Here is a 26,276-nt window from a genome sequence, read left to right on the forward strand (position 1 = left end):
CGCTCAGGCCGCAGTGGTGCTTCGGGCCGGCCGGCCGCTCACGCGGTGGCCATCGGACTCTCGCCGAGGACGAAACCGGGGTCGACCTGTTCGGTGAGGTCCGCCCCGGTCTTGGCGTTGCCCCAGTTGACGGCGTTCTTCAGGTGGAACTGCACCATCTGGCGCGTGTACCGCTCCCAGTCGCGCAGCTCGTACATGGCGTCGGCCGAGGTCTGCAAGGCGTGCAGCGAGAGCCGGTTGACCTCCTCCAGGAACTCGAACCGGGGCGGGCGGCCCTTCTCCATGGCACGCACCCAGTCCGAGTGCCCGACCGTGACCAGGAGGTCGTCCCCGACTTCCGCCCGCAGGAAGTCGAGGTCGTCCTGGCCCTGCACCTTGTTGCCGACGACCTTCAGGGCGACGCCGAAGTCGCGGGCGTACTCCTTGTACTGGCGATAGACGGAGACTCCCTTCCGGGTCGGCTCGGCGACGAGGAACGTGATGTCGAAGCGGGTGAACAAGCCGGACGCGAAGGAATCGGAGCCCGCCGTCATGTCGACGACGACGTACTCGCTCCGGCCGTCGACGAGATGGTTCAGGCAGAGCTCCACTGCACCGGTCTTGGAGTGGTAGCAAGCCACCCCCACATCGGCCTCGGTGAACGGGCCGGTGACCATCAAACGGATGGTGCCGCCGTCGAGTTCCACCGGCCGGGCGCAGGCGTCGTACACCGGATTGGTCTCACCGACCCGCAGCAGCCGGGAGCCCTCGCCGGGCGGAGTCGTCTTGATCATCGTCTCGGCGGACGCGATGCGCGGATTGGAGCCGCGCAGGTAGTCCTTGATGAGCGGCAGCCGCTCGCCCATGGCGGGGAGTGCGGCGGCCTCCGTCTCCTCGAGCCCGAGCGCGGCCCCCAGATGCTGGTTGATGTCGGCGTCCACGGCGACGACAGGTGCCCCCGAGGCGGCGAGGTGGCGGATGAAGAGCGACGACAGGGTGGTCTTGCCACTGCCGCCCTTCCCGACGAAAGCAATTTTCATGTTCACCAAGGGTAGTAGGACTGTCGCTTTCGGTGCTTGCGCCGCGTGAAGAAGACCACTCCTTCGTGGGGCGCGGGCCCTGGGTGCGTAATGTCGTACTCATGAGTACGACAGGTGCGACCGCTGATCCGCTCGCGGCCCTGGGTTCGCTTCCCGGGGTGGCCGATTCCGTGGAGTCCGTCCGCAAGGCCGTGGACCGGGTCTACGGACACCGGATCATGCGGCGTCGCAGCAACGAGATCACGTCCGAGGCGGCGCTGCGCGGGGCACGCGGTTCCGCGGCGCTGTCCGGTGCCGACTGGGCCCTCGAAGAGGTGCGCCGGCGTACCGACTTCAGCGCGGAGGACGAGGCGCGTACGGTCGGCGCCGCCCTGCGGCTGACCGCCGAGGCGGGCCAACTCCTGTCCATCTGGCGACAGTCGCCCTTGCGCGTGCTGGCCCGGCTGCACTTGGTGGCGGCGGCCGATCGGGGCGACGCTGTGGGCCGACCGCGGCAGAGCGGGGAGAAGGTGGACGAGCCCCTGGTGGAGGTGCCGCTGCCCGACGCGGACGAGGTCGCCGGGCGCCTCGAAGGCCTGTCCCGGCTGATCATCGCGGGCGGCTCGGCCCCTGCCCTGGTCACGGCGGCCGTCGTCCACGGTGAACTGATCGCCCTGCGCCCCTTCGCCTCCCACAACGGACTGGTCGCGCGCGCGGCGGAACGCATCGTCCTGATCGGCAGCGGTCTCGACCCGAAGTCCATCTGCCCCGCCGAGGTCGGCCACGCGGAACTCGGCCGCGCTGCCTATCTCGCGGCACTGGACGGTTACGTCTCCGGCACCCCGGACGGCATGGCCGCCTGGATCGCCCACTGCGGCAGGGCCGTCGAGCTGGGCGCCAGGGAGTCCGCAGCGGTCTGCGAGGCGCTTCAGCGCGGCGCTGCGTAAAGGGAAACCCGGTTCCCCGGACAGGGTTGCGGCGGTACGAGTTCTCGTACCGCCGCTGGCATGTTCACCGGGTTACCAAGCGTCCTCGAGATATTGCCCATCAGGTCGGGAACTTCTGCCCGTCACCTGGTGCGGCTGGCCCGTAATCGACGGGTCGACGTCGCGTGGGTGCTCGATGTTCATGCTCGGTCCGTGGGGCCTGGTTGCGTTTGAAGGTGATCCTCTCGGATGTCCTTGGTCTCGCGGGCCGTTAAACCCTTTGTACTCCAGGTCCGGAGGAAGCGGAACCCCTGGCCGCACTTCTTTACTTTTAGGTTCAAAAGGGCGAGAAATGGACTTCAATTTGCCGCACGCGCACGCGTGACGGTTTACGCCACCGTCGCGCGGCGCCGACTGGCGTACCAGACAAGCCCCGCAGTGGCCGCCGCGGCTCCTATTGCGGCCGCCGCGACGAGTGCCGGCCGGGGAGGCACGGACAGGCCGGGCAGTCGCTGCTTCAGCCGGACCGGACGGTGGAAGTCCAGAATCGGCCACGCTCGGGCGACCGCCTCGCGGCGCAGTGTCCGGTCCGGATTCACCGCGTGCGGATGCCCGACGGACTCCAGCATCGGCAGATCGGTCGCCGAGTCGCTGTAGGCGTAACAGCGGGGCAGGTCGTAGCCCTCGGACGCGGCCAGCTCCTTGATCGCCTCGGCCTTCGTCGGCCCGTACGCGTAGTACTCCACCTCGCCGGTGAAGCAGCCGTCCTCGCCGACGACCATGCGGGTCGCCACCACGCGGTCCGCGCCGAGCAGTTCGCCGATCGGCTCGACGACCTCGGCGCCGGACGTGGACACGATCACGACGTCGCGACCGGCCTTGTGGTGCTGCTCGATGAGCGACGCCGCCTCGTCGTAGATGATCGGGTCGATGAGGTCGTGCAGTGTCTCGGCGACGATTTCCTTGACCTGCTGGACGTTCCAGCCCCGGCACATCGAGGAGAGGTACTTGCGCATCCGCTCCATCTGGTCGTGGTCGGCGCCGCCCGCCAGGAACACGAACTGGATGTATGCGGTGCGCAACGCCGCCCTGCGGTTGATCAGGCCGCCTTGGTAGAACGACTTGCTGAAGGTGAGCGTGCTCGACTTCGCAATGACCGTCTTGTCCAGGTCGAAGAAGGCCGCTGTACGGGGCAAGGAGTGGTTTTCCACGAGGCTGAGCATAGGGCCCACCATTCGGCGTAAGGTGAGGCGCGTGGGTTTGCCTGAGAGGGCTCTCGGGTACACCATGGAAGTCACGGATCGTTCGCGACCGTGCTAACCCGGTCCGACTCCTCCCCCCCCGAGTCGGCCGTGGGGACGACCCCCGCTCTCCCCCCCGGCGGGGGTCGTCGCATGTCCGGATGGGTTTTTCCCTCTTCTGCGCGGCCCCGGAGTCGTCTCGGCACCGTTGATTCCGCGCTCTTCGCGTCCTCGCGATTCGTCACTGTGTGTAGCCATTGGGATGCTCTGCGGAAGCCGTTGAGCGTTCACCGGTAGGCGTGAAGGCGATATTCACAGCCGCCGAGTTGTCCACAGTTTTCGACCAAGATCCACATGATTTCCGGGATCCCTGCACCGTGATTCCCACGCGCTCCGTTCGCGGCCAGTTCATGGCCGCGTTCCGTTTGTCGGACGCGTTTGGCCGGGTCGTATCGGCCGTTCATATGGAGGCCGCTTGCCGGTTCTTCACACGAGCGGGAATCGCGGGGTCCTGGAGGGCCCCGCGCAAGAAGCAGCGAAGGGGGCTGGAGATCGTGGCGGGAGCCATCACCCATGACCGGCCGCCCACCGCCGAGGGGCGGCAGGGCGGACCATTGATCGTCACCGAGGACGTCGACCTCCTCGACGACCTGCTGCGCCTGTGCGCGGCGGCGGGCGCGCGGCCCGAGGTCCATCACGGGATTCCGGAACGCAGGGGCAGTTGGGAGGCGGCACCTCTCGTGCTTGTCGGCGACGACGCCGTACGGCGTGTACGGGGGGCCGCGCGGAGAAGGGGCGTGGTGCTGGTCGGCCGGGACCAGGACGATTCCGGAGTCTGGCGGCGGGCCGTCGAGATCGGCGCCGACCATGTCCTGGTGCTGCCGGACGGCGAGCAATGGCTCGTCGACCGCATCGCCGACGTGGCCGAAGGAGTCGGCCGCCCCGCTCTCACCGTCGGCGTGCTCGGAGGCCGCGGCGGGGCCGGTGCGTCCACGCTGGCCTGCGCGCTGGCCCTCACCTCGGCGCGTGAGGGGAAGCGCACCCTGCTCGTGGACGCGGACCCTCTCGGCGGCGGACTCGACGTACTCCTGGGTGGAGAGGCGGCCGAGGGACTGCGCTGGCCGGCGTTCGCCGCATCCCGCGGCAGGGTCGGCGGCGGCGCCCTGGAGGAGTCCCTGCCCGAACTGCACGCGCTGCGGGTCCTGAGCTGGGACCGGAGCGACGCGGTCACCATTCCACCGCAAGCGGTACGAGCGGTCCTGGCCGCCGCCAGACGGCGCGGTGGTGCGGTGGTCGTCGACCTGCCCCGCCGCATCGATGAGGGTGTCGCCGAGATCCTCGCCCAGCTCGATCTGGGGCTGCTGGTGGTCCCCGCCGACCTGCGCTCGGTCGCGGCGGCCGGACGGGTGGCGTGCGCGGTCGGCATGGTCCTGCGCGATCTGCGGGTCGTGGTCCGCGGACCCCACGCGCCGGGTCTCGACGACCGTGAGGTCGCGCGTCTGCTCGACCTGCCCCTCGTGGGCCAACTGCCGGCCGAGTCCTTCCCGTTGGACGGCGGGCCGCCACCGGGGAGTGCGGCGAAGGGGCCTCTGGCCCGGTTCTGCGCGGCCTTCTGGGAGCGGGTTCCGGTCGAAGGAGGGGGCGTATGAGCTGGGAAACGACCCCAGGAGTGGGCCGCGGCGCGGGATTCGACAGCCGAACGGCACCGACGCCCCAGGACACACGCGAGGACCGCTCGCCCGCGCGGACGGACACACGGGACGGACCCGGGCGCTATTCGTCCGGACGGACGGATGCGCGGGACGGACCCGGGCCGGACCCGTCCGGTCGTGCGGGCGCGCGGGACGGGCCCCGGCACTACCCCTCCGGGCGGACGGAACCGCGGGGCGGATCATCCGGAGGCTTCCTGTCCGGGGGCACGGAGGCGTGGGGCGGGCCCGGCGGCGGCCCGGACGGACGCGCGGGGCTGCTGGACGGTGTGCGGCAATGGCTGGCCGAGAGCGGATCCGAGCCGACCCCCGCGCGCGTGGCGCAGGCACTGCGTGAGCAGGGCCGGGTGCTCGGGGACGCCGAAGTCCTCGGCGCGGCCGAGCGGTTGCGCTCCGAACTGGTCGGCAGCGGACCGCTGGAACCACTGCTCGCCGACCCGTCGGTGACCGACGTGCTGGTGTCGGCGCCCGACCGGGTATGGGTGGACCGCGGCGGCGGCCTGGAGCTGACCTCCGTGTCCTTTCCGGACGCGGCAGCCGTACGACGTCTCGCACAGCGCCTCGCGGCGGTGGCCGGCAGAAGGCTCGACGACGCCCGCCCCTGGGTGGACGCCAGACTGCCGGACGGAACCCGTCTGCACGCGGTGCTGCCACCGGTCGCCGTCGGCTCCACCTGCCTCTCCCTGCGCGTCGTACGGCCGCGCGCTTTCACCCTCGACGAACTGGTGGCCGCGGGGACGGTGCCACCCGGCGGGGACCGGGTGCTCAGAGCGCTGCTGGACGCCCGGTTGTCCTTCCTCATCAGTGGAGGCACGGGCTCCGGCAAGACGACCTTGCTGAGCGCGTTACTGGGGCTGGTGGGTCCCGGGGAGCGGATCGTGCTCGCCGAGGACTCGGCTGAGCTGCGGCCCGATCATCCGCATGTGGTGCGCCTGGAGGGGCGGCCCGCCAACCAGGAGGGCGTCGGCCTCGTCTCGCTCCAGGATCTCGTCCGGCAGGCCCTGCGGATGAGACCGGACCGGCTGGTGGTCGGCGAGGTGCGCGGACCCGAGGTCGTCTCGCTGCTGGCCGCACTCAACACGGGACATGAGGGTGGCTCAGGAACTCTCCATGCCAACGCGGCGGCGCAGGTCCCGGCCCGGCTGGAGGCACTGGGCACGGCGGCCGGGCTCGACCGGGCCGCCCTGCACAGCCAACTGGCGGCGGCACTGTCCGTGGTCCTGCATCTCGTACGGGACCGGGCCGGACGGCGTCGGATCGCCGAGGTGCATGTGCTGGAACGCGACCCGTCGGGGCTGGTGGTGACGGTGCCGGCGCTGCGGTGGGGCGAGGACGCCTTCGCGTACGAGCGGGGGTGGGAGCGGCTGCGGGAGCTGCTCAGAAACGGGAGCCAGGGACATCGAGGGCCGGCTCGCCTCGGGACAGAGGGAGTTCCTCCAGAGAGGCGGAGTGCGAGAAGTCCTTCGGACGGAAAGGACGCCGGAACCGCGACAGGGGCCGGACGTCGGGACGCGAACGGAGAGCGGGATGGGGATCGGTGAGATGGCGGACGCGCCCGCGGGAGCGGCCGTGGCGTGTGCGGGGATCGCGGCCTGGCTGATCGGCGGGCGCGGCTCGGGGGTGCGCAGAGCGAGGGTGCTGCTCGCGGGCGGTGGGGTGGCGACCGGGCCGCCCGCGTGGGAGCGGGTCCTTGTCGACTGGCGACGGCTGCGTGGGCGGCTGCGGCCCGAAGCCTGGTCGCTGGTGGCGGGATCGGTGATCGCGGTGCTGGGCGCCTCGGTACTGCCGCTTCTCCTCGGGGCCGCCGGAATGCCCCTGCTGGGGCGGGTGAGGCGAGCGGGAGAGGTTCGGCGCGAGCGGGAACGACGCGGCGACGCGGTGATCGCCCTGTGCGGCGCCCTCGCCGGTGAGGTGCGGGCCGGACGTCAGCCCGGCGAGGCACTGCTCGGGGCGGCACGCGACTCGGACGGTCTCGGTGACGCACAGCCTGTGGTGCTGGCCGCGGCGAGATTCGGCGGGGACGTGCCGGGTGCGCTCACCGAGGCGGCGCGGCAGCCCGGCGCCGACGGACTGGTGGGACTCGCCGCGTGCTGGCGCGTGGCCGTGGACCGGGGTGCGGGACTCGCGGCGGGCCTGGACCGGCTGGAGGCCGCGCTGCGAGCCGAGCGCGATCAAAGAGCTGACATGCGCGCCCAGTTGGCCGGATCACGTTCGACGGCCTCGATGCTCGCGGGCCTGCCGGTCCTCGGTCTCCTGCTCGGAACCGCGCTCGGCGCGGACCCGCTGCACGTGCTGTTGCACACCGGTCCCGGGCTCGGCTGTCTGCTGGTCGGCGGGGCGTTGGAGGGCGTGGGGCTGTGGTGGGCGCTGCGGATCGTACGAGGGGCGGAGGCGGTGTGAGCGCGGAAGTTGTCCACAGGCTGGGGGTACTTGTGTGCGGAGTGCTCCTGGTCGGCTCCCCGGCCCGCTGGCTCAGGGCGGTGCGGCGCGCGAGAAGAGTGCGCGGGCGACTGGCCGAGTTGCTGCTCCCGGAGTCGGCGCCATCGCCGCGGCGATACGCGGTACGGGCCCACGAGGTACGGAGCCACGGCCGTCGGTGGCTGCCCTTGCTGGGCGTGGTGTGCGCCGGCTGGGTCCTGATCGGCGGTCTCGCCGGGGTTCTGGTGGGGCTGGCGGCCGGGTTCGGGGTCCGGCGCTGGCGGCAGCGGCGGAATCCGACACCGGCGGAGGAGTACGACGTGACGCTGGCGGCCCGCCAACTGCCGCTGGCCGCCGACTTGGTGGCCGCCTGTATCGCGGCGGGGGCGAGCCCCGTGGCGGCTGCTCAGGCTGTCGGCGAGGCACTGGGCGGACCGGTGGGTGAGCGGCTGGCCCGCGGTGCGGCGGAGGTACGGCTCGGCGGTGAACCGGGCGACGCGTGGCGGAGGTTGGCATCGATACCGGGCGCCCAGGGGCTGGCGCGACTGCTGCAGCGGGCGGGTGAGTCGGGCGTACCGGCGGCTGTGCCGGTCGGCCGGCTCGCGGCGGAGGCCCGTGCCGAGTGGGGGCGCGCCGCGACAGCGCGGGCACGCCGGGCGGCCGTCATGGTCACCGCGCCCGTGGGGCTGTGTTTTCTGCCCGCCTTCCTCGCGATCGGTGTGCTGCCTGTGGTGATCGGGCTGGCCGGCGGGTTGCTGCGAGGAGGTGGTGGGTGACGGACGGCGGCAGCGGCGAGCGGAGAGCGGTGAACGACAAGTGGGGCGAAATGGCCAACAGGGCTGAACTTTACGGAGGTTGAAATGCGCAGGACGGTACGAGTTCTCGGGCGAGGGCAACGGTGTGTGCGGATGCGGGCCCGGATGCTCGCGTCGGTCGCGGCGCGGAGGGACGCGGGAATGGTCACGTCCGAGTACGCGGTGGGTGTCATCGCTGCGGTGGCGTTCGCGGCCGCGCTCTACAAGGTGGTGACGAGCGGGCAGGTCGGTGAGGAACTGCAGGGCATCGTGGGACGGGCGCTCAATGTCCAGATGTGAACGGGGCCTGAGGGCGGCCCTGTTGAAGACAGGCCCGCTCCGGCGTCAGGACGACGGATTCGTCACCGCTGAGGCCGCCGTTGTGCTGCCCTCGCTGGTACTCGTCGGCATGGCGTTGGTCTGGGCCCTGCTCGCCGCGTCCGCGCAGATCCAGTGCGTGGACGCGGCGAGGGCGGGCGCCCGGTCGGCGGCGCGCCAGGACGCGCCGGAAACGGTCCTGGCGACGGCCCGCCGGGCGGCCCCGCCCGGCGCGAGGGTCACCGTGAGCCGGGAGGCCGACCTGGTCAGGGTGAGTGTCGGCGCGAGGACGCCGGGTCCCGCCGCGCTGTCCCTTGAGCTGACCGACGAGGCGGTGGCGCTGGCGGAGGAGACGGTGGGAGAGACGGTTGTGGGGGTGGACGGAAGATGAGGAGGAGTTGGAGCCGCCGACGGAGCAGGCGATGGGTGTGGTCATCCGTAGTGAGTAGCCGGCGTGCACGGTGGCGCGCGGCCTCCGACAGAGGATCGGCCACCGTCTGGACTGTGGGCGCGATCGCTGTGCTGTGTGCCGTCTTCGGAGCGGTGCTGGCGATGGGGCAGGCCGTGGTGGTGCGGCACCGGGCGGCGGGGGCGGCGGACTTGGCGGCACTCGCCGCGGCGGATCACTGGAGCGACGGCGGCGCGGTGGCCTGTGCCCGCGCGGACCGAGTGGCCCGAGCGCAGAGCGCGCGGCTCGTGCGGTGCGGGGTCGAGGGCCAGATCTCGGACGTGACGGCGGCGTCCGGATCCGGACCACTCGTCGCGGAGGTCCGATCGAGGGCGGGTCCTGCGGGTCCAGACGGTCCTGCGGGAACAGTGGGTCCGCCGGATCCAGCGGGCACTGCAAGCCCCTGGGGACCTTCAGGGCGCACGCTGCCTCCCGCACCCGGGTTCACCCGTTCGGCTCTGACCCGCCCGTCTTTCACTCGTTCGGCCCCACGTTCCTGACTTTCACTCGTCCGGCCCTGGGCACCCACGGTCTTCGCCGTAACCCGTCCGGCCCCCGGCCCCACGCATCCGGTTCTGACCTCTCAGTGCCTCAATCCTCCGGTGCCGCCCGCAGCAGTTCCGTGAGCAGGCGTACGGCGCCTCGCTTGTGCAGTGGGTCGTTCCCGTTGCCGCACTTGGGGGACTGGATGCAGGAGGGGCAGCCGGCGTCGCACTCGCAGGAGGCGATGGCCTGGCGGGTGGCCGTGAGCCAGGAGCGGGCCGTGTGGAAGGCGCGCTCGGCGAATCCGGCGCCGCCCGGGTGGCCGTCGTACACGAAGACGGTGGGCAGGAGCGTGTCCGGGTGGAGGGGGACGGAGACGCCGCCGATGTCCCAGCGGTCGCAGGTGGCGAAGAGCGGCAGCATGCCGATCGACGCGTGCTCGGCGGCGTGCAGGGCGCCGCCGAGGATCTCCGGGTTGATCCGGGCCGCGTCCAGCTGGTCCTCGGTGACCGTCCACCAGACGGCACGTGTACGGAGCGTACGAGGAGGGAGGTCGAGTTTCGTTTCGCCGAGCACCTCACCCGTGATGACACGCCGACGCAGGAAGGAGACGACTTGATTGGTGACTTCGACGGAGCCGTAGCACAACCGGCCGTCGCCCCAGGGGACTTCGACGTCGGTCTCGAGGACGGCGATGGACGTGGTGTCGCGGGCGACCGTCGAATACGGCGGGCTGGCCTCCTCGACCAGGGCGACGGAGTCCTCCAGGTCCAGCTTGCGCACCAGGTACGTACGGCCCTGGTGCAGATGGACCGCGCCCTCGTGGACCGTGGTGTGCGCGGCGCCCTCGTCGACCGTGCCGAGCAGGCGCCCGGTCCCGGACTCGACGACCTGCACCGGGCTCCCGCCACCCCCACGGATGTCGGTCAGGTCGACGGCCCGCTCCCGGCGCGTCCAGTGCCAGGCCGTGGCCCGGCGGCGCAGCAGCTTCGCGGCCTCCAGCTGTGGCAGCAGACCGGCGGTGGCGGGGCCGAAGAGCTCCAGGTCGTCGTCCGTGAGCGGGATCTCGGAGGCGGCGGCGCACAGGTGCGGGGCTAGGACGTACGGGTTGTCGGGGTCGAGGACCGTGGATTCCACCGGTTGGTCGAACAGGGCCTCGGGGTGATGGACGAGGAAGGTGTCCAGTGGGTCGTCGCGGGCGACCAGGATCGCCAGAGCGCCCTCCCCGGAGCGGCCGGCGCGGCCGGCCTGTTGCCAGAGGGAGGCGCGGGTGCCCGGGTAGCCGGAGATGACGACGGCGTCGAGGCCGGAGATGTCGACGCCGAGTTCGAGGGCGGTGGTGGCGGCGAGGCCGAGGAGTTCCCCGGAGTGCAGCGCGCTCTCCAGGGCGCGGCGTTCCTCGGGGAGGTAGCCGCCGCGATAGGCGGCGACGCGCCGGGCCAGTGAGCGGTCGATCTCGGCGAGGCGTTCCTGGGCGATCACCGCGATCAGCTCGGCGCCACGCCGGGACCGTACGAAGGCGATCGAGCGCATGCCCTGGACGGTGAGGTCGGTCAGCAGATCGGCCGTTTCGGCGGTGGCGGTACGCCGGACGGGTGCACCTTTCTCGCCGTGCAGTTCGGTCAGCGGGGGCTCCCACAGGGCGAACACGAGTTCCCCTCGCGGGGAGGCGTCGTCGGCGACCTCGACGACCGGGAGGCCGGTCAGGCGGCGCGCCGCGACCGAGGGTTCGGCGGCGGTCGCGGAGGCCAGCAGGAAGACGGGAGACGCGCCGTAGCGGGCGCAGATGCGGCGCAGACGGCGCAGCACCTGGGCGACGTGGGAGCCGAAGACGCCTCGGTAGGTGTGGCACTCGTCGATCACGACATAGCGCAGGGCGCGCAGGAAGGAGGCCCAGCGGGGGTGGGAGGGCAATATCCCGCGGTGCAGCATGTCGGGGTTGGTCAGGACGTAGTTGGCGTACTGGCGTACCCATTCGCGTTCCTCGAAGGGTGTGTCGCCGTCGTACACGGCTGGGCGTACGGCATTGCCCAGCGGTTGTGAAAGTTCCTTCACCGAGCGGCGCTGGTCGGCTGCAAGGGCCTTGGTGGGGGCCAGGTAGAGGGCGGTGGCGCCCCGGCCGTTCGGGGCCTCGGAGCCCTCCAGGAGGGCCGTCAGGACCGGGGCGAGGTACGCCAGGGACTTGCCGGAGGCGGTGCCGGTGGCGACGATCACCGACTCGCCGTCCAGGGCGTGCTCGGCGACGCGTGCCTGGTGGGCCCAGGGGTGTTCGATGCCCGCCGCCTGCACCGCGGCGATGACCTCCGAACGGATCCGGTCCGGCCAGACGGCATGGCGACCCGCTCGCGGGGGCAAGTGCTCCGTATGAGTGATGCGCGAAGCCCGGCTCGGCCCCGAGGCGAGCCGGTCCAGGACAGTGCTCGGCGAGGGGCGGGAAGCGGTGTCCGCCGAGGATCGATCGGATCGGTGATTCTTGGCCATCGGCATCGAGTGTGTCACTGGCGTGACGGACAATGGGCCCAAGGCGTCGTGCACGCCTGCCGGTAAGTGATTGAATGCCATCGCGGCTGGCGAACCGTCCCGGGGGCTCTGCCGAGGTGTCCCATGGGGCGACCGCTCGATAGCAAGGTGCTGGAGGATCCGTGGACCTGTCCCTGTCGACTCGCAATGTGTCCGGCCCTAATGGCGACCGTACGGTCGTCGAGGTCGGCGGCGAAATCGATGTATATACCGCGCCCAAGCTGCGGGAGCAGCTGGTCGAGCTGGTGAACGACGGCAGCTTCCACCTCGTCGTCGACATGGAGGGCGTGGACTTCCTCGACTCCACCGGTCTCGGCGTGCTGGTGGGCGGCCTGAAGCGCGTCCGGGCCCATGAGGGCTCGCTGCGTCTGGTCTGCAACCAGGAGCGCATTCTGAAGATCTTCCGTATTACTGGTCTCACCAAGGTGTTCCCGATTCACACCTCGGTGGAGGAGGCGGTCAACGCGACCGACTGACCACCGGTCTCCCGGGTCGTGGGCCCGGGCTTCGCAGAAGTGGGGGTCCGGGCCCACGGCCCGGTCCCCTGGTAGCACGCCCGTAGTACAGCACGCCCGTAGTTCAGAGGGGGATGCATGGCCACCGTTGAACTCCGCTTCAGCGCGCTGCCCGAGCACGTCAGGACCGCCCGACTGGTGGCGGCAGCGGTGGCGCGCAGGGCCGGAGTGGACGAGGCCGTCCTCGACGAGGTCAGACTCGCCGTCGGCGAGGCCTGTACTCGTGCCGTGGGACTGCACCAGAGCGGCGGCATCTCGGCGCCGGTGCAGGTGACGCTGATCGAGGAGGAGAAGCAGTTCTCCATCGAGGTCGGTGACGAGGCACCGGGTTCGGTGCCCGGAGGGGCGGCGTCCGGCGCCGCCTCAGGTGGCTCGGACGCGGAGACCGAGGAGGACGAGATGGGCCTCGCGGTCATCAGCGGCCTCGTCGACGACGTGGAAGTCATCGCCGGAGAGCACGGCGGACTGATCAGGATGAGCTGGCCCACTACGCCGCCGGCCGTGGCTCTTTCCTGACAACCGCCCCTCTTTTTCTGCCCCGAAGGGCCCTACTCGGTGGGGCCCTTCGGCATGTCCGGGATCTCGCGCTCGTCCATATGGTGATCGTGCACGGCGTTTCGTGAATTGATTCACGATCAATCGCGCGATAATTGGATCAAGCGTCAACGCTTCTGGGGCATTACTGCATTTGGGTCCGTGGGCGCCTGTCGATCATTCACTGAAGAGCAAGTGGCGGCTAATTCCGCTTACCGCGCACTGTTTTGATCAGGTTCCGGTACCTAGAATCCGTCCACATCTTGAGCTCAGCCCAAGCGTCAAGGAGGACGAATGGCGGGGCTTTCTACCCCTCAGCAGTTTGACCACCCCACAACCTTCGCAGCCGCGGTCCTGACGGACGGCAACCGTCTCATCGTGATGGTCATCGCGGTCGTCGCCGTGGCGGCGCTCGCGGTCGCCGGGATCCTGGTGCGCCAGGTTCTCGCGGCCGGCGAGGGCACCGACAGCATGAAGGAGATCGCGAAGGCGATCCAGGAGGGCGCGAATGCCTACCTGGGACGCCAGATGCGCACGCTCGGCGTATTCGCCGCCGTGGTGTTCTTCCTGCTCATGCTGCTGCCCGCGGACGACTGGAATCAGCGCGCCGGACGGTCGATCTTCTTCTTGATCGGCGCGGTGTTCTCGGCGACCACCGGCTATATCGGTATGTGGCTCGCCGTACGGAGCAATGTCCGCGTGGCCGCCGCCGCACGGGAAGCGACCCCGGCGGAGGGTGAGCCCGAAAAGGATCTCACCGCCGTCTCGCACAAAGCCATGAAGATCGCTTTCCGCACCGGTGGCGTCGTCGGCATGTTCACGGTGGGGCTCGGTCTGCTGGGCGCCTCCTGTGTGGTGCTCGTGTACGCGGCCGACGCGCCGAAGGTCCTGGAGGGCTTCGGTCTCGGCGCGGCACTGATCGCCATGTTCATGCGAGTCGGCGGCGGCATCTTCACCAAGGCCGCCGACGTCGGCGCCGACCTGGTCGGCAAGGTCGAGCAGGGCATTCCGGAGGACGATCCGCGCAATGCCGCGACCATCGCCGACAACGTGGGCGACAACGTCGGCGACTGCGCAGGCATGGCCGCCGACCTCTTCGAGTCGTACGCCGTCACGCTCGTCGCCGCGCTGATCCTCGGCAAGGTGGCGTTCGGCGACGCCGGGCTCGCGTTCCCGCTGATCGTGCCCGCGATCGGCGTACTCACCGCGATGATCGGCATCTTCGCGGTGGCGCCCCGGCGCTCCGACCGCAGCGGCATGTCCGCGATCAACCGCGGGTTCTTCATCTCCGCGGTGATCTCGCTCGTGCTGGTCGCCCTGGCCGTCTACGCCTACCTTCCGGGGACCTACGCCGAACTGGACGGTGTCACGGACGCGGCGATCAAGGCCAAGGGCGGTGATCCGCGGGTCCTCGCGGTCGTCGCCGTCGCGATCGGCATCGTGCTGGCCGCGCTCATCCAGCAGTTGACCGGCTACTTCACCGAGACCACCCGTCGTCCCGTCCGGGACATCGGCAAGAGTTCACTGACCGGCGCGGCCACCGTCGTCCTCGCCGGTATCTCCATCGGTCTCGAATCGGCCGTCTACACCGCCCTGTTGATCGGCCTCGGTGTGTACGGGGCGTTCCTGTTGGGCGGTACGTCGATCATGCTGGCGCTGTTCGCGGTGGCGCTCGCCGGAACGGGCCTGCTCACCACGGTCGGTGTCATCGTCGCGATGGACACCTTCGGTCCCGTCTCCGACAACGCGCAGGGCATCGCCGAGATGTCCGGTGACGTCGAGGGCGCGGGCGCGCAGGTGCTCACCGACCTGGACGCCGTCGGCAACACCACCAAGGCCATCACCAAGGGCATCGCCATCGCCACCGCCGTCCTCGCGGCCTCGGCCCTCTTCGGCTCGTACCGTGACGCGATCACCACGGCCGCGAGCGACGTGGGCGAGAAGGTCTCGGGCCCCGGCGCGCCGCTGAACCTGATGATGGACATCTCGCAGCCCAACAACCTGGTGGGTCTCATCGCGGGCGCCGCGGTCGTCTTCCTCTTCTCGGGGCTGGCGATCAACGCGGTGTCGCGGTCCGCCGGGGCGGTGGTCTACGAGGTACGGCGGCAGTTCCGCGAGCACCCCGGGATCATGGACTACTCCGAGAAGCCCGAGTACGGGCGCGTCGTCGACATCTGCACCAAGGACGCGCTGCGCGAACTCGCCACACCAGGGCTGCTCGCGGTGCTCACGCCGATCGCGATCGGGTTCACCCTCGGCGTCGGCGCGCTCGGTTCGTTCCTCGCCGGCGCGATCGGCACCGGCACGCTGATGGCGGTCTTCCTCGCCAACTCCGGCGGCGCGTGGGACAACGCCAAGAAGCTGGTCGAGGACGGCCACCACGGCGGCAAGGGCAGTGAGGCCCACGCCGCGACGGTGATCGGCGACACGGTCGGTGACCCCTTCAAGGACACGGCGGGCCCCGCGATCAACCCGCTGTTGAAGGTCATGAACCTGGTGTCACTGCTGATCGCTCCGGCGATCGTCAAATTCTCGTACGGCGACGACAAGAGTGTCGGCGTACGGGTGTTCATCGCCATCTTCGCGCTCGTCGTGATCGTGAGTGCCGTGTACATCTCCAAGCGGCGCGGGATCGTCATGGGTGACGAGGAAGACAACGAGGAAGGGGTCGCCAAGTCGGCCGATCCGGCGGTGGTTTCATAGCTCACAGGTTCTGCGCCTGACGCGGCACGGACTTCCGTGCCTGGTCAGGGAGTGGGCCAACGGGCGGGTGGATGGCGCGTGTTGACGCGCCGTGCGCCCGCCCTGTGTGTGTTCACACCGTCGTCGTGAGCCTTCTCTCGCTTGGTGCAAATGGCTTCAATAAGTGTCTTAGCGGACATCCGCCTTGGGGGTGCCGCCCACATGGCGTGTAAGTTCCGGGGCCGAGAGCCATGGAAGGGACCAAACCGGTGAACAAGAAGCTCGCGGCCGCACTGTCCGGCGGTGCGGTACTGGTGCTCGCGCTGTCGGGATGCGGCAGCAGCGGCAACAGCGGCAACGACAAGCTGAACTCCTGGGCCAAGCAGGTCTGTGACGCGGTGAAGCCGCAGGCGCAGAAGATCGAGGACGCGAACGCCGCGATCCAGAAGCAGACCTCGGACAACAGCACGCCGGATGCCGTTCAGAGCACGGACGCACAGGCCTTCCAGGACATGTCCGACGCCTACAAGGCGATCGGCACCGCCGTCGACAACGCGGGACCGCCGAACGTCGACGGTGGCCAGACGAAGCAGACCAACGCGGTCAACGAACTCAACGGCATCTCCGCGTCGTACGCCGCCCTGAAGAAGCAGGTCGACAAACTCGACACCAAGGACCAGGCCAAGTTCGCCGACGGCCTGAAGGGCATCGCGACCCAGCTCGCCAAACTGAGCCAGAGCGGGAACGACGCCCTGAAGCAGTTGGAGGAGGGCGACGTGGGCAAGGCGATGGCGCAGCAGGAGAGCTGCAAGTCGGCGTCCGGATCCCCGAAGGCGGCCGCGGGCTGAGTCGCCGGGGACCTCTCGGTGGCGGCCCGGAGCCGAGTCTTCACGAGGAGTCCTCAGGGTGGTGTTCGCCCGTACGACCGAATGAGAGCCCGGCGCGCGTGCGTGCCGGGCTCTCGGCATGCCCCGTCCAACACGCGGCGCCCGTGGCTGATGCGCTGTCCACAGGTGGTGCGTTGTCCACAGGTGTGGGTGCCGGTGGGCGATAGCGGACACAATGGGAGGCGTGAGTCACACCAGCCTGTCACCGTTGCCCTCGTCCGATCGCGCCGACATCGCCGCCCGGCTGCGGAGCGCCCTGCTCGACGCCTCCTTCACCGCGGACGGACTCCTCGACCTGCTCGGCGCCCCCGCGTACGCGGCTCTGGCGCGCAGTGAGACCGTGCCCGCCCTCCGGGCGACCCGTGGGGACACACCGCTGGAGACGCTCGTACGGCTGTTCCTGCTGCAGCAGCCCGTGCCCCACGCGCGCGTGGCGGACGTGTTGCCCGTCGAGGACGCCCTGGAAAGCGGCTGGCTGACCCGGACGGGCGGGGACGAGGTCGCGGCGAGCGTCGACATCCGGCCCTACGGCGGGCCCGGCGGTGAGGACTGGTTCATCGTGTCCGACCTCGGATGCGCCGTCGGCGGCGCGGGCGGCATCGGCAGCCGGGAGGAAGGTGTCGTCCTCGGTGTGGGAGGCGCCTCCACGACGCTCGCCGGCATCACCGTGCGTACGCCCGTCGACTCCGCGCTCGACCTCGGTACGGGATCCGGAATCCAGGCCCTGCACGTCGCGCAGCACGCCACGCGCGTGACGGCGACCGACCTGAACCCCCGCGCGCTGCACGTCACCGCGCTCACTCTCGCGCTCTCCGGCGCCCCGGCCGCCGACCTGCGCCAAGGCTCCCTCTTCGAGCCGGTCCGCGCCGACGAAACGTACGACCTGATCGTCTCGAACCCGCCCTTCGTGATCTCGCCGGGCGCCCGGCTGACGTACCGCGACGGCGGAATGGGCGGGGACGATCTGTGCCGCACCCTCGTTCAGGAGTCGGGGGACCGGCTGAACGAAGGGGGGTACGCCCAGTTCCTGGCCAACTGGCAGCACGTGGAAGGCGAGGACTGGCAGGACCGGCTGCGTTCCTGGGTGCCGCGCGGCTGCGACGCGTGGATCCTGCAGCGCGAGGTGCAGGACGTCACGCAGTACGCGGAGTTGTGGCTGCGCGACGCGGGTGACCACCGCGGCGATCCGGCGGACTACCAGGCGCGGTACGACGCTTGGCTCGACGAGTTCGAGGCGCGCAAGGTGAAGGCCGTCGGCTTCGGATGGATCACGCTGCGCAGGACGGCGGCGACCGAACCCTCGATCACGGTCGAGGAGTGGCCTCACTCCGTCGAGCAGCCGCTCGGCGAGGCCGTGCGCGAGCACTTCGACCGCGTCGACTATCTGCGGCGGCACGACGACGCGGGCCTGCTCGCCGGTCACTTCAGACTTGTGGCGGAGGTCGTGCAGGAGCAGGTCGGACTGCCCGGCGCCGAGGACCCGGAGCATGTGGTGCTGCGTCAGCACCGCGGAATGCGCCGGGCCACCAAGGTGGACACGGTCGGCGCGGGCTTCGCCGGCGTGTGCGACGGCACGTTGAGCGCGGGACGGATTCTCGACGCCATCGCCCAACTGGTCGGCGAGGACCCGGTCTTGCTGCGCGACCGGACGCCCGCACAGATCCGCCTGCTGGTCGAGCAGGGATTCCTGGAGCCGGTCGAGTAGCCGGGTGATGCCGGGGGCGGAGTGGAGTGAGGCGGGGCTGAGCTTGCGCTGGGGTAGGGGCGGGGCGAGGTCGGCGGCTCCTCAGGCCTGCGGCACCTACGGCGTGACTGACCTTCCGGTCCTGCGGTCCGGTCCGGCGGTCCTGCGGTCCGGTCCGGCGGTCCTGCGGTTCGGTCCTGCGGGCCCGCGGTCGGGCCCAGCGGTCCGGTCCTGCGGTCCTGCGCGCCGTTTCCGCCGGGTGGCTCCTCCGGAAGACATCGCCCGCCAGGAGTGGTCCGACGCGGCGCGGGCGGATGTCGCCGTGCCGATCCGGAGTCCGGGGTGCGGGCGTCCGCCGAGCGAGGCTCCGGCGCTCGCTCACTCCGCGGAGATCGGCTCGCCCCGCGACCGCGCCCCGCCGGGCACCGGATCGGCACGTCCACCGGGAGGGGAATCCGGCCAACATCCGATGGGCGGAGAACGCTTCCGGCGATCCCGGCCATCCCGGCCGCGCAGACCCCTCGGCCCGGCGACTGTGGCGCCGCGCGTCCGTCGGAGCCTGGCGACCCCGGCTCACCGCCACCGCCACCGCCGTAGCCCCTGACACGGCCCCGCAATAGCCAGAGCCTCCTCCGCAGCCGCAGCCGCAGCCGCAGCCGCATCCGCATCCGTAACCACCGCCTTCGTCGCGCTCTGGATCCTCAGCACCTTCCGCCATCACACCCGGCCGGGGAGGTTCACCGCGGTGAACCTCCCCATCCAGGCCCCTTCGGCATTGCCGCCGCAGCACGGCAGACGGATATGGACATGGTTATGAAGACCGACTTGAGCCGCGGGAAGTGGACTGCGGAAAGAGGCGAGAAGTAGATGATCGGCTGCGAGGAAATCGTCGTGTCGGCAGGTTCGAGGTGGACCGGACGACCGGGAGCGGGAGGTGAAGGCGTTCAGCCGGCCGGCCGGGCCACGAGGGGACGGGAGCGACGGATTCGCCACAGTCGGGCGCGCCGCGGGCCACGCCGATGAGGGGCGGACTGCGGGGTGGATGAGGGTGGCAGGTGTGGTGTGGGCGCCCCATGGGGTGCTGGTTGCCCGGCGTTCACCGTGGGTTCGTACGGCCGCTGCCGGGGCGTGTCAGCCTCCCGAGCCTGAGAACTCGGGGCGGGAGGACAGAGCCATGGAAAGCGGACCGGCGATCTTCGCGGGGGTGGTGTTCGCCCTGTTCGGAGGAGGAATCCTGGCCTGGACAGTGGTGCGGGTGCGGCAGGGCGAGCCGGTCGCCCACGGTGTGAACCGCGTCGCATCGGCGACCCTCGCGAGCGTCGCCGGAAGTGGAGCGCTGGCGCTCGGAATGTGGTGCTTCACGCGCGTGTGAGACCGCGCGTGAGACAGCCACTTCGGTAACCGGGAAGTTACCCTCCGGATGGGCCCGAAAGAGCTGGTCGACACTCCGGGCGGCAGGAATGGCGGTAGTCGGGTTACCGTTCGAGTGGCCGTTGCGGGCTTTTCCCGTTTGACACGGGGGCGGGATGTACCGTCACACTCCGCAGCGTCAGCATGACCCGACCCCTCGGGAATCAAGCCCCGAGGAGATTCCGCGTCGACCGGAGAGAAGAGCGAAGTTGTCCCCGACCAGCGACACCGCACACGGCGGCCGCCGACTCGTCATCGTCGAGTCGCCTGCCAAGGCGAAGACGATCAAGGGCTATCTCGGCCCCGGCTATGTCGTCGAAGCGAGCGTCGGGCACATCCGTGACCTTCCGAACGGTGCCGCGGAGGTGCCGGAGAAGTACACCGGTGAGGTCCGCCGCCTCGGCGTGGACGTCGACAACGACTTCCAGCCGATCTATGTGGTCAACGCCGACAAGAAGGCCCAGGTAAAGAAGCTCAAGGATCTCCTGAAGGATTCCGACGAGCTCTTCCTCGCCACCGATGAGGACCGCGAGGGCGAGGCCATCGCGTGGCACCTCCTCGAGGTCCTCAAGCCCAAGGTTCCCGTCCACCGCATGGTCTTCCACGAGATCACCAAGGACGCGATCCGCAGCGCCGTCGCCAACCCGCGCGAACTGAACAAGCGCATGGTCGACGCCCAGGAGACCCGCCGCATCCTCGACCGTCTCTACGGCTACGAGGTCTCGCCGGTCCTCTGGAAGAAGGTCATGCCGCGTCTGTCGGCGGGCCGCGTCCAGTCCGTGGCGACCCGGCTCGTCGTCGAGCGGGAGCGCGAGCGCATCGCCTTCCGTTCCGCCGAGTACTGGGACCTGACCGGCACCTTCGGCACCGGCCGCACCGGCGACGCGAGCGACCCGTCCAACCTGGTCGCCCGCCTCACCGCGGTCGACGGCAAGCGCGTCGCGCAGGGCCGTGACTTCGACTCGCTGGGCCAGATCAAGGGCGCGAACACGCTCCACCTGGACGAGACGAACGCCCGTGCGCTCGCCGCCGCCCTCCAGGACACGAGCTTCGCGGTCCGCTCGGTCGAGTCCAAGCCCTACCGCCGCTCGCCGTACGCGCCGTTCCGCACGACGACGCTCCAGCAGGAGGCCTCGCGCAAGCTCGGCTTCGGAGCGAAGGCGACCATGCAGGTGGCCCAGAAGCTGTACGAGAACGGCTTCATCACCTACATGCGTACGGACTCCACGACCCTGTCCGAGACGGCGATCACGGCCGCCCGCGCCCAGGTCACGCAGCTGTACGGCGCCGACTACCTGCCGGCGCAGCCGCGTACGTACGCCGGGAAGGTCAAGAACGCGCAGGAGGCGCACGAGGCGATCCGCCCCTCGGGCGATCGTTTCCGCACCCCCGCGGAGACAGGACTGACCGGCGACCAGTTCAGGCTGTACGAGCTGATCTGGAAGCGGACCGTCGCCTCCCAGATGAAGGACGCTGTCGGCAACTCCGTCACCGTGAAGATCGCGGGCCGGGCCGCCGACGGCCGTGACGCCGAGTTCAGCGCGTCCGGCAAGACGATCACCTTCCACGGCTTCCTGAAGGCGTACGTCGAGGGCGCGGACGACCCGAACGCCGAGCTCGACGACCGCGAGCGACGCCTCCCGCAGGTCGGCGAGGGTGACCCGCTGTCCGCCGAGGAGATCACGGTCGACGGCCACGCCACCAAGGCGCCGGCCCGCTACACCGAGGCGTCCCTGGTCAAGGAGCTCGAAGAGCGCGAGATCGGCCGCCCGTCGACGTACGCGTCGATCATCGGCACGATCCTCGACCGCGGTTACGTCTTCAAGAAGGGGACGGCCCTGGTGCCCTCCTTCTTGTCGTTCGCCGTGGTCAACCTCCTGGAGAAGCACTTCGGGCGGCTCGTCGACTACGACTTCACCGCCAGGATGGAGGACGACCTCGACCGCATCGCCCGCGGTGAGGCGCAGGCCGTGCCGTGGCTGCGGCGTTTCTACTTCGGCGAGGGCGACGCGGCCGGTGCCGCCGACGCGGGCAACGGCGACGGCGACCACCTGGGCGGCCTCAAGGAGCTCGTCACCGACCTGGGCGCCATCGACGCCCGCGAGGTGTCCTCCTTCCCGGTCGGCAACGACATCGTGCTGCGCGTCGGCCGCTACGGCCCGTACGTCGAGCGCGGCGAGAAGGACTCCGAGAACCACCAGCGCGCCGACGTGCAAGAGGACCTGGCGCCGGACGAGCTGACGGTCGAACTCGCCGAGGAACTGCTCGCCAAGCCGAGCGGTGACTTCGAGCTCGGCGCCGACCCGCACACGGGCCACCAGATCATCGCCAGGGACGGCCGGTACGGCCCGTACGTCACCGAGGTGCTCCCCGAGGGCACCCCCAAGACGGGCAAGAACGCCGTCAAGCCGCGTACCGCCTCGCTGTTCAAGTCGATGGCGGTCGACACGGTGACCCTGGACGACGCCCTCAAGCTGATGTCCCTGCCGCGCGTCGTCGGCAAGGACGCCGAGGGCGTCGAGATCACCGCGCAGAACGGGCGCTACGGGCCGTATCTGAAGAAGGGCACGGACTCGCGCTCGCTCACCGCCGAGGACCAGCTCTTCACCATCACGCTGGAAGAGGCTCTGGAGATCTACTCCCAGCCCAAGCAGCGGGGCCGTGCGGCTGCCAAGCCGCCGCTGAAGGAGCTCGGCGAGGACCCGGTCAGCGGGAAGCCGGTCGTGGTCAAGGACGGCCGTTTCGGGGCTTACGTGACCGATGGCGAGACCAACGCGACGCTGCGTTCGGACGACAGCGTCGAGGAGATCACGCCGGAGCGCGGCTACGAGCTGCTCGCCGAGAAGCGTGCCAAGGGTCCGGCCAAGAAGACCGCGAAGAAGGCGGCTGCCAAGAAGGCGCCCGCCAAGAAGGCACCGGCCAAGAAGGCGGCCGCCAAGACGACGGCTTCGAAGACGGCTGCCAAGAAGGCGCCCGCCAAGAAGACCGCCGCGAAGAAGACGGCGGCCTCCGAAGGCTGAGTCCTCCCATGTCGGAGAAGTGGACGTCCCTACACCATTTGGTGTGGGGGCGTCCGTATGTTCGGGCACCCCTTCGGGGAGTCAGTGGGTCCGGATAGGCTGGCAGGATGACGCGAGCCGAGCAGCCAACGGTCCAGAACTGGGCCCCCGACGACGCCTTGGTCGCGGATTCACGTGAGCGTGCCGTCCGCGCCCTGCTGCGTCAACCGCAGTTGAAGCGATTGTGGAGCGCCCACCTCGTGGGAGGTGTCGCCGACGCGCTGGCCCTTCTCGTCCTGGTCGTCCTCACCCTCCAGGCGGCGATCTCCGAGGGTTCCTTCGGCGGTGGCGCCCGCGGGGCCGCCCTCGCCGTGGCGGCCGTCTTCGGAGCGCGCGTCCTCGCGACGCTGCTCTTCGGAGCCGTGCTCCTCGGGCCCCTGAGCTCGCTGACCTCCCCCGACGGGATCCTCGACCGGCGCTGGACCATGCTCGGAGCCGACGGCCTGCGGGCCGCGCTCCTCATCGTCGCGCCGCTGTTCATCGACTGGACCCCGGACAACGCGCTCGCCGTCCTGCTGGTCATCGTCTTCGTGTCCGGAGTCGCCGAGCGGTTCTGGACCGTGTGCCGGGAGAGCGCGGCGCCCGCGCTGCTGCCCGCGCCCCCGCCGGAGGGCGCCACGGTGCGCCCGCTGCCGGACCACATGGACGCGCTGCGGAGGCTGTCCCTGCGTACGGCGTTCGTCGCGGTGCCGATCGCGGCCGTCACCCTGGTCGTCGTCTCCCTCGTCAGCAACCTGCTGGGCGCCGGGATCGACTGGTTCGACCAGCACCAGGCGGCGCTCGCCTCGTACGTCGCGGCCGGACTGTTCGCGGCCTCCCTGTCGGTGATCACCTTCCTCGAACTGCCCGACGCCCGCACCCCGCGCGCGCGGTCGCCGCTCGAAGGACTGCGCCGCCCGAAGACGGGCACCGGCATCGACAAGGGCCGCACCGGCGCGATTCCACTCCTGGTGCCGGCCTGCGCGGCCGTCGCCGGGGCGATCTCGGCGGCCGTCGCCGTCTCCGTGCTGGACGCCATCGACCTGGGTGGCGGACCCGTGCTGTACGGCCTGCTGGTGCTGGCCCTGACCGGCGGCGTCGTCGTCGGCATCCGCACGGCCCCCGCACTGCTCCCGTCGCTGTCGCGGCGCAGGCTGCTCGCGCTCGCGATCGCCTTCACCGGGGTCGCGCTGCTGGTCGCCGGCCTCGTCCCGGACGTCACCGCCGTACTGCTGATCGTGGCCTTCGCCGGTGTCGGCGCGGGTGTCGCCGCCAACACCGGGCACGCGCTCCTCGACCAGGAGGCCGAGGACTACCGCCGAGCCCGCACGACGGAACACCTCCACGCGGTCGTACGGGTCTTCGTGGCGGTCGGCGCGATCGTGGCGCCGCTGGTGGCCGCCGCGATCGGCCCGCACCGCCTGGAAAGCGGCAAGTTCGTGTTCGCGCACGGCGGCGCCGCCTTCACCCTGATGCTGGTCGGCGCGCTTCTGCTGCCTGTCGCCGCCGTGGTGCTCGCCAAGGCCGACGACCGTTCCGGGGTGCCGCTGCGCAAGGACCTGCTGGACGCGCTGCGCGGCGGTGACGACCCGGAGCAGGTGCCCGCGACGAGCGGCTTCTTCATCGCTCTGGAGGGCGGCGACGGGGCAGGCAAGTCCACTCAGGCGCAGGCCCTCGCCGACTGGATCCGGGGCAAGGGCCACGAGGTCGTGGTGACCCGTGAGCCGGGCGCCACGCCGGTCGGCAAGCGGCTGCGCTCGATCCTGCTCGACGTGTCGTCCGCGGGACTCTCGCACCGCGCGGAGGCCCTGCTGTACGCCGCCGACCGCGCGGAGCACGTCGACACGGTGGTGCGTCCCGCTCTGGAGCGCGGCGCCGTCGTCATCTCCGACCGCTACATCGACTCCTCCGTGGCCTACCAGGGCGCGGGCCGTGACCTGTCCCCGACGGAGATCGCCCGGATCAACCGGTGGGCGACGGACGGGCTCGTACCGCATCTGACGGTCCTGCTGGACGTGTCGCCGGAAGCCGCCCGCGAGCGCTTCACCGAGGCGCCCGACCGGCTGGAGTCGGAGCCGGTCGAGTTCCACACGCGCGTGCGGTCCGGTTTCCTGACGCTCGCCGCCGCCGACCCGAGCCGCTACCTGGTCGTCGACGCCGCGCAGGAGCCCGAGGCCGTCACCACGGTCGTACGGCACCGGCTCGACGTGATGCTGCCGCTCTCCGAGGCCGAGGTGAAGGCCCAGGAGGAGGCGCGCAGGGCGGCCGAGGAGGAAGCCCGGCGCAAGGCCGAGGAAGAGGCCGCCCGCAAGGCGGAGGAGGAGCGTCTGGAGCGCGAGCGCCAGGCGCAGCTCGCGAAACTGCGCGCCGAGGAGGAGGAGCGCAAGCAGCGCGAGCTGGAAGAGGCCCAGCGGCGCGAGGCGGAGCGCCAGGCGGAGGAGGCCCGGCAGCGCGCCGAGGAGGCCCGCCGCCGCGCCGAGGAGGAGCGGGTCCGGCTTCTCGCCGAGGAAGAGGCCCGCGCCGTGGAGCAGGAGCGCGTGCGCAGGCAGGCCGAGGAGGAGGCGCGGCTGCGCGCCGAGGCCGAGGCACGCCGTCTGGAGAAGCAGCGCAAGGCCGAGGAAGCGCTGCTGCGCGCCGAGGAGGCCCGGCGGATCGCCGCGGAGGCGGCCGCCGCTTCGGCGGCCGCGGCGGCTTCGGCCGAGGCCGCGGTGTCGAGCGCCGGGACGGGTACCGGGGCCGGTCCGAGGGCCGGAGCCCCGACCGGTTCGGGGACCGGCGCCGGGTCGGGACGCGATGCCGGTGAGTCCTCGACGGCCTCGGCATCTCCGTCTCCGTCGCCGTCACCTGCTCCGTCCGCTTCCGCTTCTACGTCCGCCTCTGTGCCTTCATGGGCCGCGGCGGCTTCCGTACCGGACAACGAGACGACTCTCCCCACGCCGGTCGTCACCAACCCGGTGGCCGACGAGACCGCCGTGCTTCCGCCCGTACGACCGGGTGAGGGCCGCGCGGGTACGCGCCCGGCGTCCCGCTCGGACGCCGAGGACACGGCCACGCTGCCGAAGCCGCCGGTTCCGGGCGGGGCTGCGGACGAGACGGCGGTGCTGCCGTCCGTCTCCCCGGGTCCGGGTGCGGCCGACGAGACGGCTGTCCTTCCTCCGGTACGGGACGGGGGTGCGGGGGCCAGGGCCGACGCGTCGTCCGGAGATCCCGCGGACCGGATGCCCCGGGGCTTCTTCCGCGACGAGCGCGAGCGGTCGGCGGCCGGGCCCGAGGGCCCCGTCGACCGCACGCGGGAACTGCCGCAGGTGGACGAGACGGGTGCCCCGCGCCGCAGGCCCCGCCCCGACTGGGCCGAGGAGACCCCGCTCGACGACCTTCCGACCCTGGCGGACGAACTGCTGGGCCCGCGCGAGGACGAGGACGACTGGGACGAGGGACACGGACAGGGCCGCGGCGGGCGGCGACGCTAGTCCTCGCCGACGGGCTAGACGGGCGAGCTGGGCGCGGCGGGGCAGAACCTTGCTCCGCCGGCGGCCTGTGTCGAGCAGCCGGCAGCCGTGTCCGGCGACTCGCGGCCGGCGGCGCCCGCGTCCGGTGAACGGGCGGGTGGGCCCGATTGTCAGTGGCGACCCGCACAATGGACGACGCGAGACAAAATGCGACGGAAGGGC

19 protein-coding genes are annotated in these 26,276 nt (G+C 70.9%); 16 read left to right on the top strand and 3 right to left on the bottom strand.

Going from position 1 to position 26,276, the window contains the following annotated elements:
• Nucleotides 1–38 precede the first annotated feature (38 nt).
• A complete protein-coding gene (locus ACZ6KY_RS26110) occupies nt 39–1,019 on the bottom strand; it encodes an ATP-binding protein (RefSeq protein ID WP_469312709.1) in 981 nt (326 codons plus the stop codon).
• A gap of 101 nt (nt 1,020–1,120) precedes the next feature.
• Between ACZ6KY_RS26110 and ACZ6KY_RS26115 the strand changes: the two genes are divergently transcribed.
• Nucleotides 1,121–1,945, top strand: a complete 825-nt coding sequence (locus tag ACZ6KY_RS26115) for a Fic family protein (RefSeq protein ID WP_469312710.1) — start codon at nt 1,121–1,123, stop codon at nt 1,943–1,945.
• Nucleotides 1,946–2,313: 368 nt separating this feature from the next.
• On the opposite strand, the gene ACZ6KY_RS26120 is transcribed toward ACZ6KY_RS26115, so the two are convergent.
• Complete coding sequence (locus tag ACZ6KY_RS26120) at nt 2,314–3,147, bottom strand: HAD family hydrolase (RefSeq protein WP_469312711.1); 834 nt, start codon at nt 3,145–3,147, stop codon at nt 2,314–2,316.
• Nucleotides 3,148–3,719: 572 nt separating this feature from the next.
• Between ACZ6KY_RS26120 and ssd the strand changes: the two genes are divergently transcribed.
• From ssd to ACZ6KY_RS26155, 7 genes are all read left to right on the top strand, one after another.
• Nucleotides 3,720–4,814, top strand: coding sequence for a septum site-determining protein Ssd (gene ssd, locus ACZ6KY_RS26125; protein ID WP_469312712.1), 1,095 nt, complete (start codon nt 3,720–3,722; stop codon nt 4,812–4,814).
• Between the two features lie 257 nt (nt 4,815–5,071).
• Nucleotides 5,072–6,415: a TadA family conjugal transfer-associated ATPase gene (locus ACZ6KY_RS26130; protein WP_469312746.1), complete on the top strand. Its 1,344-nt coding sequence runs from the start codon at nt 5,072–5,074 to the stop codon at nt 6,413–6,415.
• The gene (locus ACZ6KY_RS26135) at nt 6,402–7,274 is read left to right on the top strand and encodes a type II secretion system F family protein (protein ID WP_469312713.1); all 873 of its coding nucleotides are present in this window, start codon (nt 6,402–6,404) and stop codon (nt 7,272–7,274) included. Before ACZ6KY_RS26130 ends, ACZ6KY_RS26135 begins: the two co-directional genes overlap by 14 nt.
• Nucleotides 7,271–8,068, top strand: coding sequence for a type II secretion system F family protein (locus tag ACZ6KY_RS26140; protein ID WP_469312714.1), 798 nt, complete (start codon nt 7,271–7,273; stop codon nt 8,066–8,068). Before ACZ6KY_RS26135 ends, ACZ6KY_RS26140 begins: the two co-directional genes overlap by 4 nt.
• A gap of 180 nt (nt 8,069–8,248) precedes the next feature.
• A complete protein-coding gene (locus ACZ6KY_RS26145; protein WP_382783924.1) occupies nt 8,249–8,386 on the top strand; it encodes a DUF4244 domain-containing protein in 138 nt (45 codons plus the stop codon).
• Nucleotides 8,373–8,795, top strand: a complete 423-nt coding sequence (locus ACZ6KY_RS26150; RefSeq protein ID WP_469312715.1) for a TadE family type IV pilus minor pilin — start codon at nt 8,373–8,375, stop codon at nt 8,793–8,795. Before ACZ6KY_RS26145 ends, ACZ6KY_RS26150 begins: the two co-directional genes overlap by 14 nt.
• Before the next feature lie 50 nt (nt 8,796–8,845).
• Complete coding sequence (locus ACZ6KY_RS26155; RefSeq protein ID WP_469312716.1) at nt 8,846–9,352, top strand: Rv3654c family TadE-like protein; 507 nt, start codon at nt 8,846–8,848, stop codon at nt 9,350–9,352.
• Nucleotides 9,353–9,443: 91 nt separating this feature from the next.
• Here the strand turns inward: ACZ6KY_RS26155 and ACZ6KY_RS26160 are convergent, their stop codons facing one another.
• Entirely contained in the window at nt 9,444–11,897 is a 2,454-nt protein-coding gene (locus ACZ6KY_RS26160; RefSeq protein ID WP_469312717.1) for a DEAD/DEAH box helicase, read from the bottom strand.
• Nucleotides 11,898–11,977: 80 nt separating this feature from the next.
• Here ACZ6KY_RS26160 and bldG point away from each other — a divergent pair, with 80 nt between their 5' ends.
• The 8 genes from bldG (at nt 11,978) to tmk (ending at nt 26,075) form a co-directional block, all read left to right on the top strand.
• Nucleotides 11,978–12,331, top strand: a complete 354-nt coding sequence (gene bldG, locus ACZ6KY_RS26165) for an anti-sigma factor antagonist BldG (protein WP_028799135.1) — start codon at nt 11,978–11,980, stop codon at nt 12,329–12,331.
• 117 nt (nt 12,332–12,448) lie between these two features.
• Nucleotides 12,449–12,886 (top strand): ATP-binding protein, encoded by a 438-nt coding sequence (locus ACZ6KY_RS26170; RefSeq protein ID WP_469312718.1) that lies wholly within the window; start codon nt 12,449–12,451, stop codon nt 12,884–12,886.
• Nucleotides 12,887–13,198: 312 nt separating this feature from the next.
• Nucleotides 13,199–15,607, top strand: coding sequence for a sodium-translocating pyrophosphatase (locus ACZ6KY_RS26175; RefSeq protein WP_469312719.1), 2,409 nt, complete (start codon nt 13,199–13,201; stop codon nt 15,605–15,607).
• Between the two features lie 230 nt (nt 15,608–15,837).
• Nucleotides 15,838–16,434, top strand: coding sequence for a small secreted protein (locus ACZ6KY_RS26180; protein ID WP_469312720.1), 597 nt, complete (start codon nt 15,838–15,840; stop codon nt 16,432–16,434).
• A 214-nt stretch (nt 16,435–16,648) separates the two neighbouring features.
• Nucleotides 16,649–18,178: a DUF7059 domain-containing protein gene (locus ACZ6KY_RS26185; RefSeq protein ID WP_469312721.1), complete on the top strand. Its 1,530-nt coding sequence runs from the start codon at nt 16,649–16,651 to the stop codon at nt 18,176–18,178.
• A 1,153-nt stretch (nt 18,179–19,331) separates the two neighbouring features.
• The gene (locus tag ACZ6KY_RS26190; RefSeq protein WP_401328398.1) at nt 19,332–19,529 is read left to right on the top strand and encodes a hypothetical protein; all 198 of its coding nucleotides are present in this window, start codon (nt 19,332–19,334) and stop codon (nt 19,527–19,529) included.
• 247 nt (nt 19,530–19,776) lie between these two features.
• Nucleotides 19,777–22,587 (top strand): type I DNA topoisomerase, encoded by a 2,811-nt coding sequence (gene topA / locus ACZ6KY_RS26195; protein ID WP_469312722.1) that lies wholly within the window; start codon nt 19,777–19,779, stop codon nt 22,585–22,587.
• Nucleotides 22,588–22,694: 107 nt separating this feature from the next.
• On the top strand, nt 22,695–26,075 hold the full coding sequence (gene tmk, locus ACZ6KY_RS26200) for a dTMP kinase (protein ID WP_469312723.1): 3,381 nt from the start codon (nt 22,695–22,697) through the stop codon (nt 26,073–26,075).
• The last annotated feature ends 201 nt before the right edge of the window (nt 26,076–26,276 follow it).

The organism is Streptomyces sp. NPDC042002 (assembly GCF_055588305.1).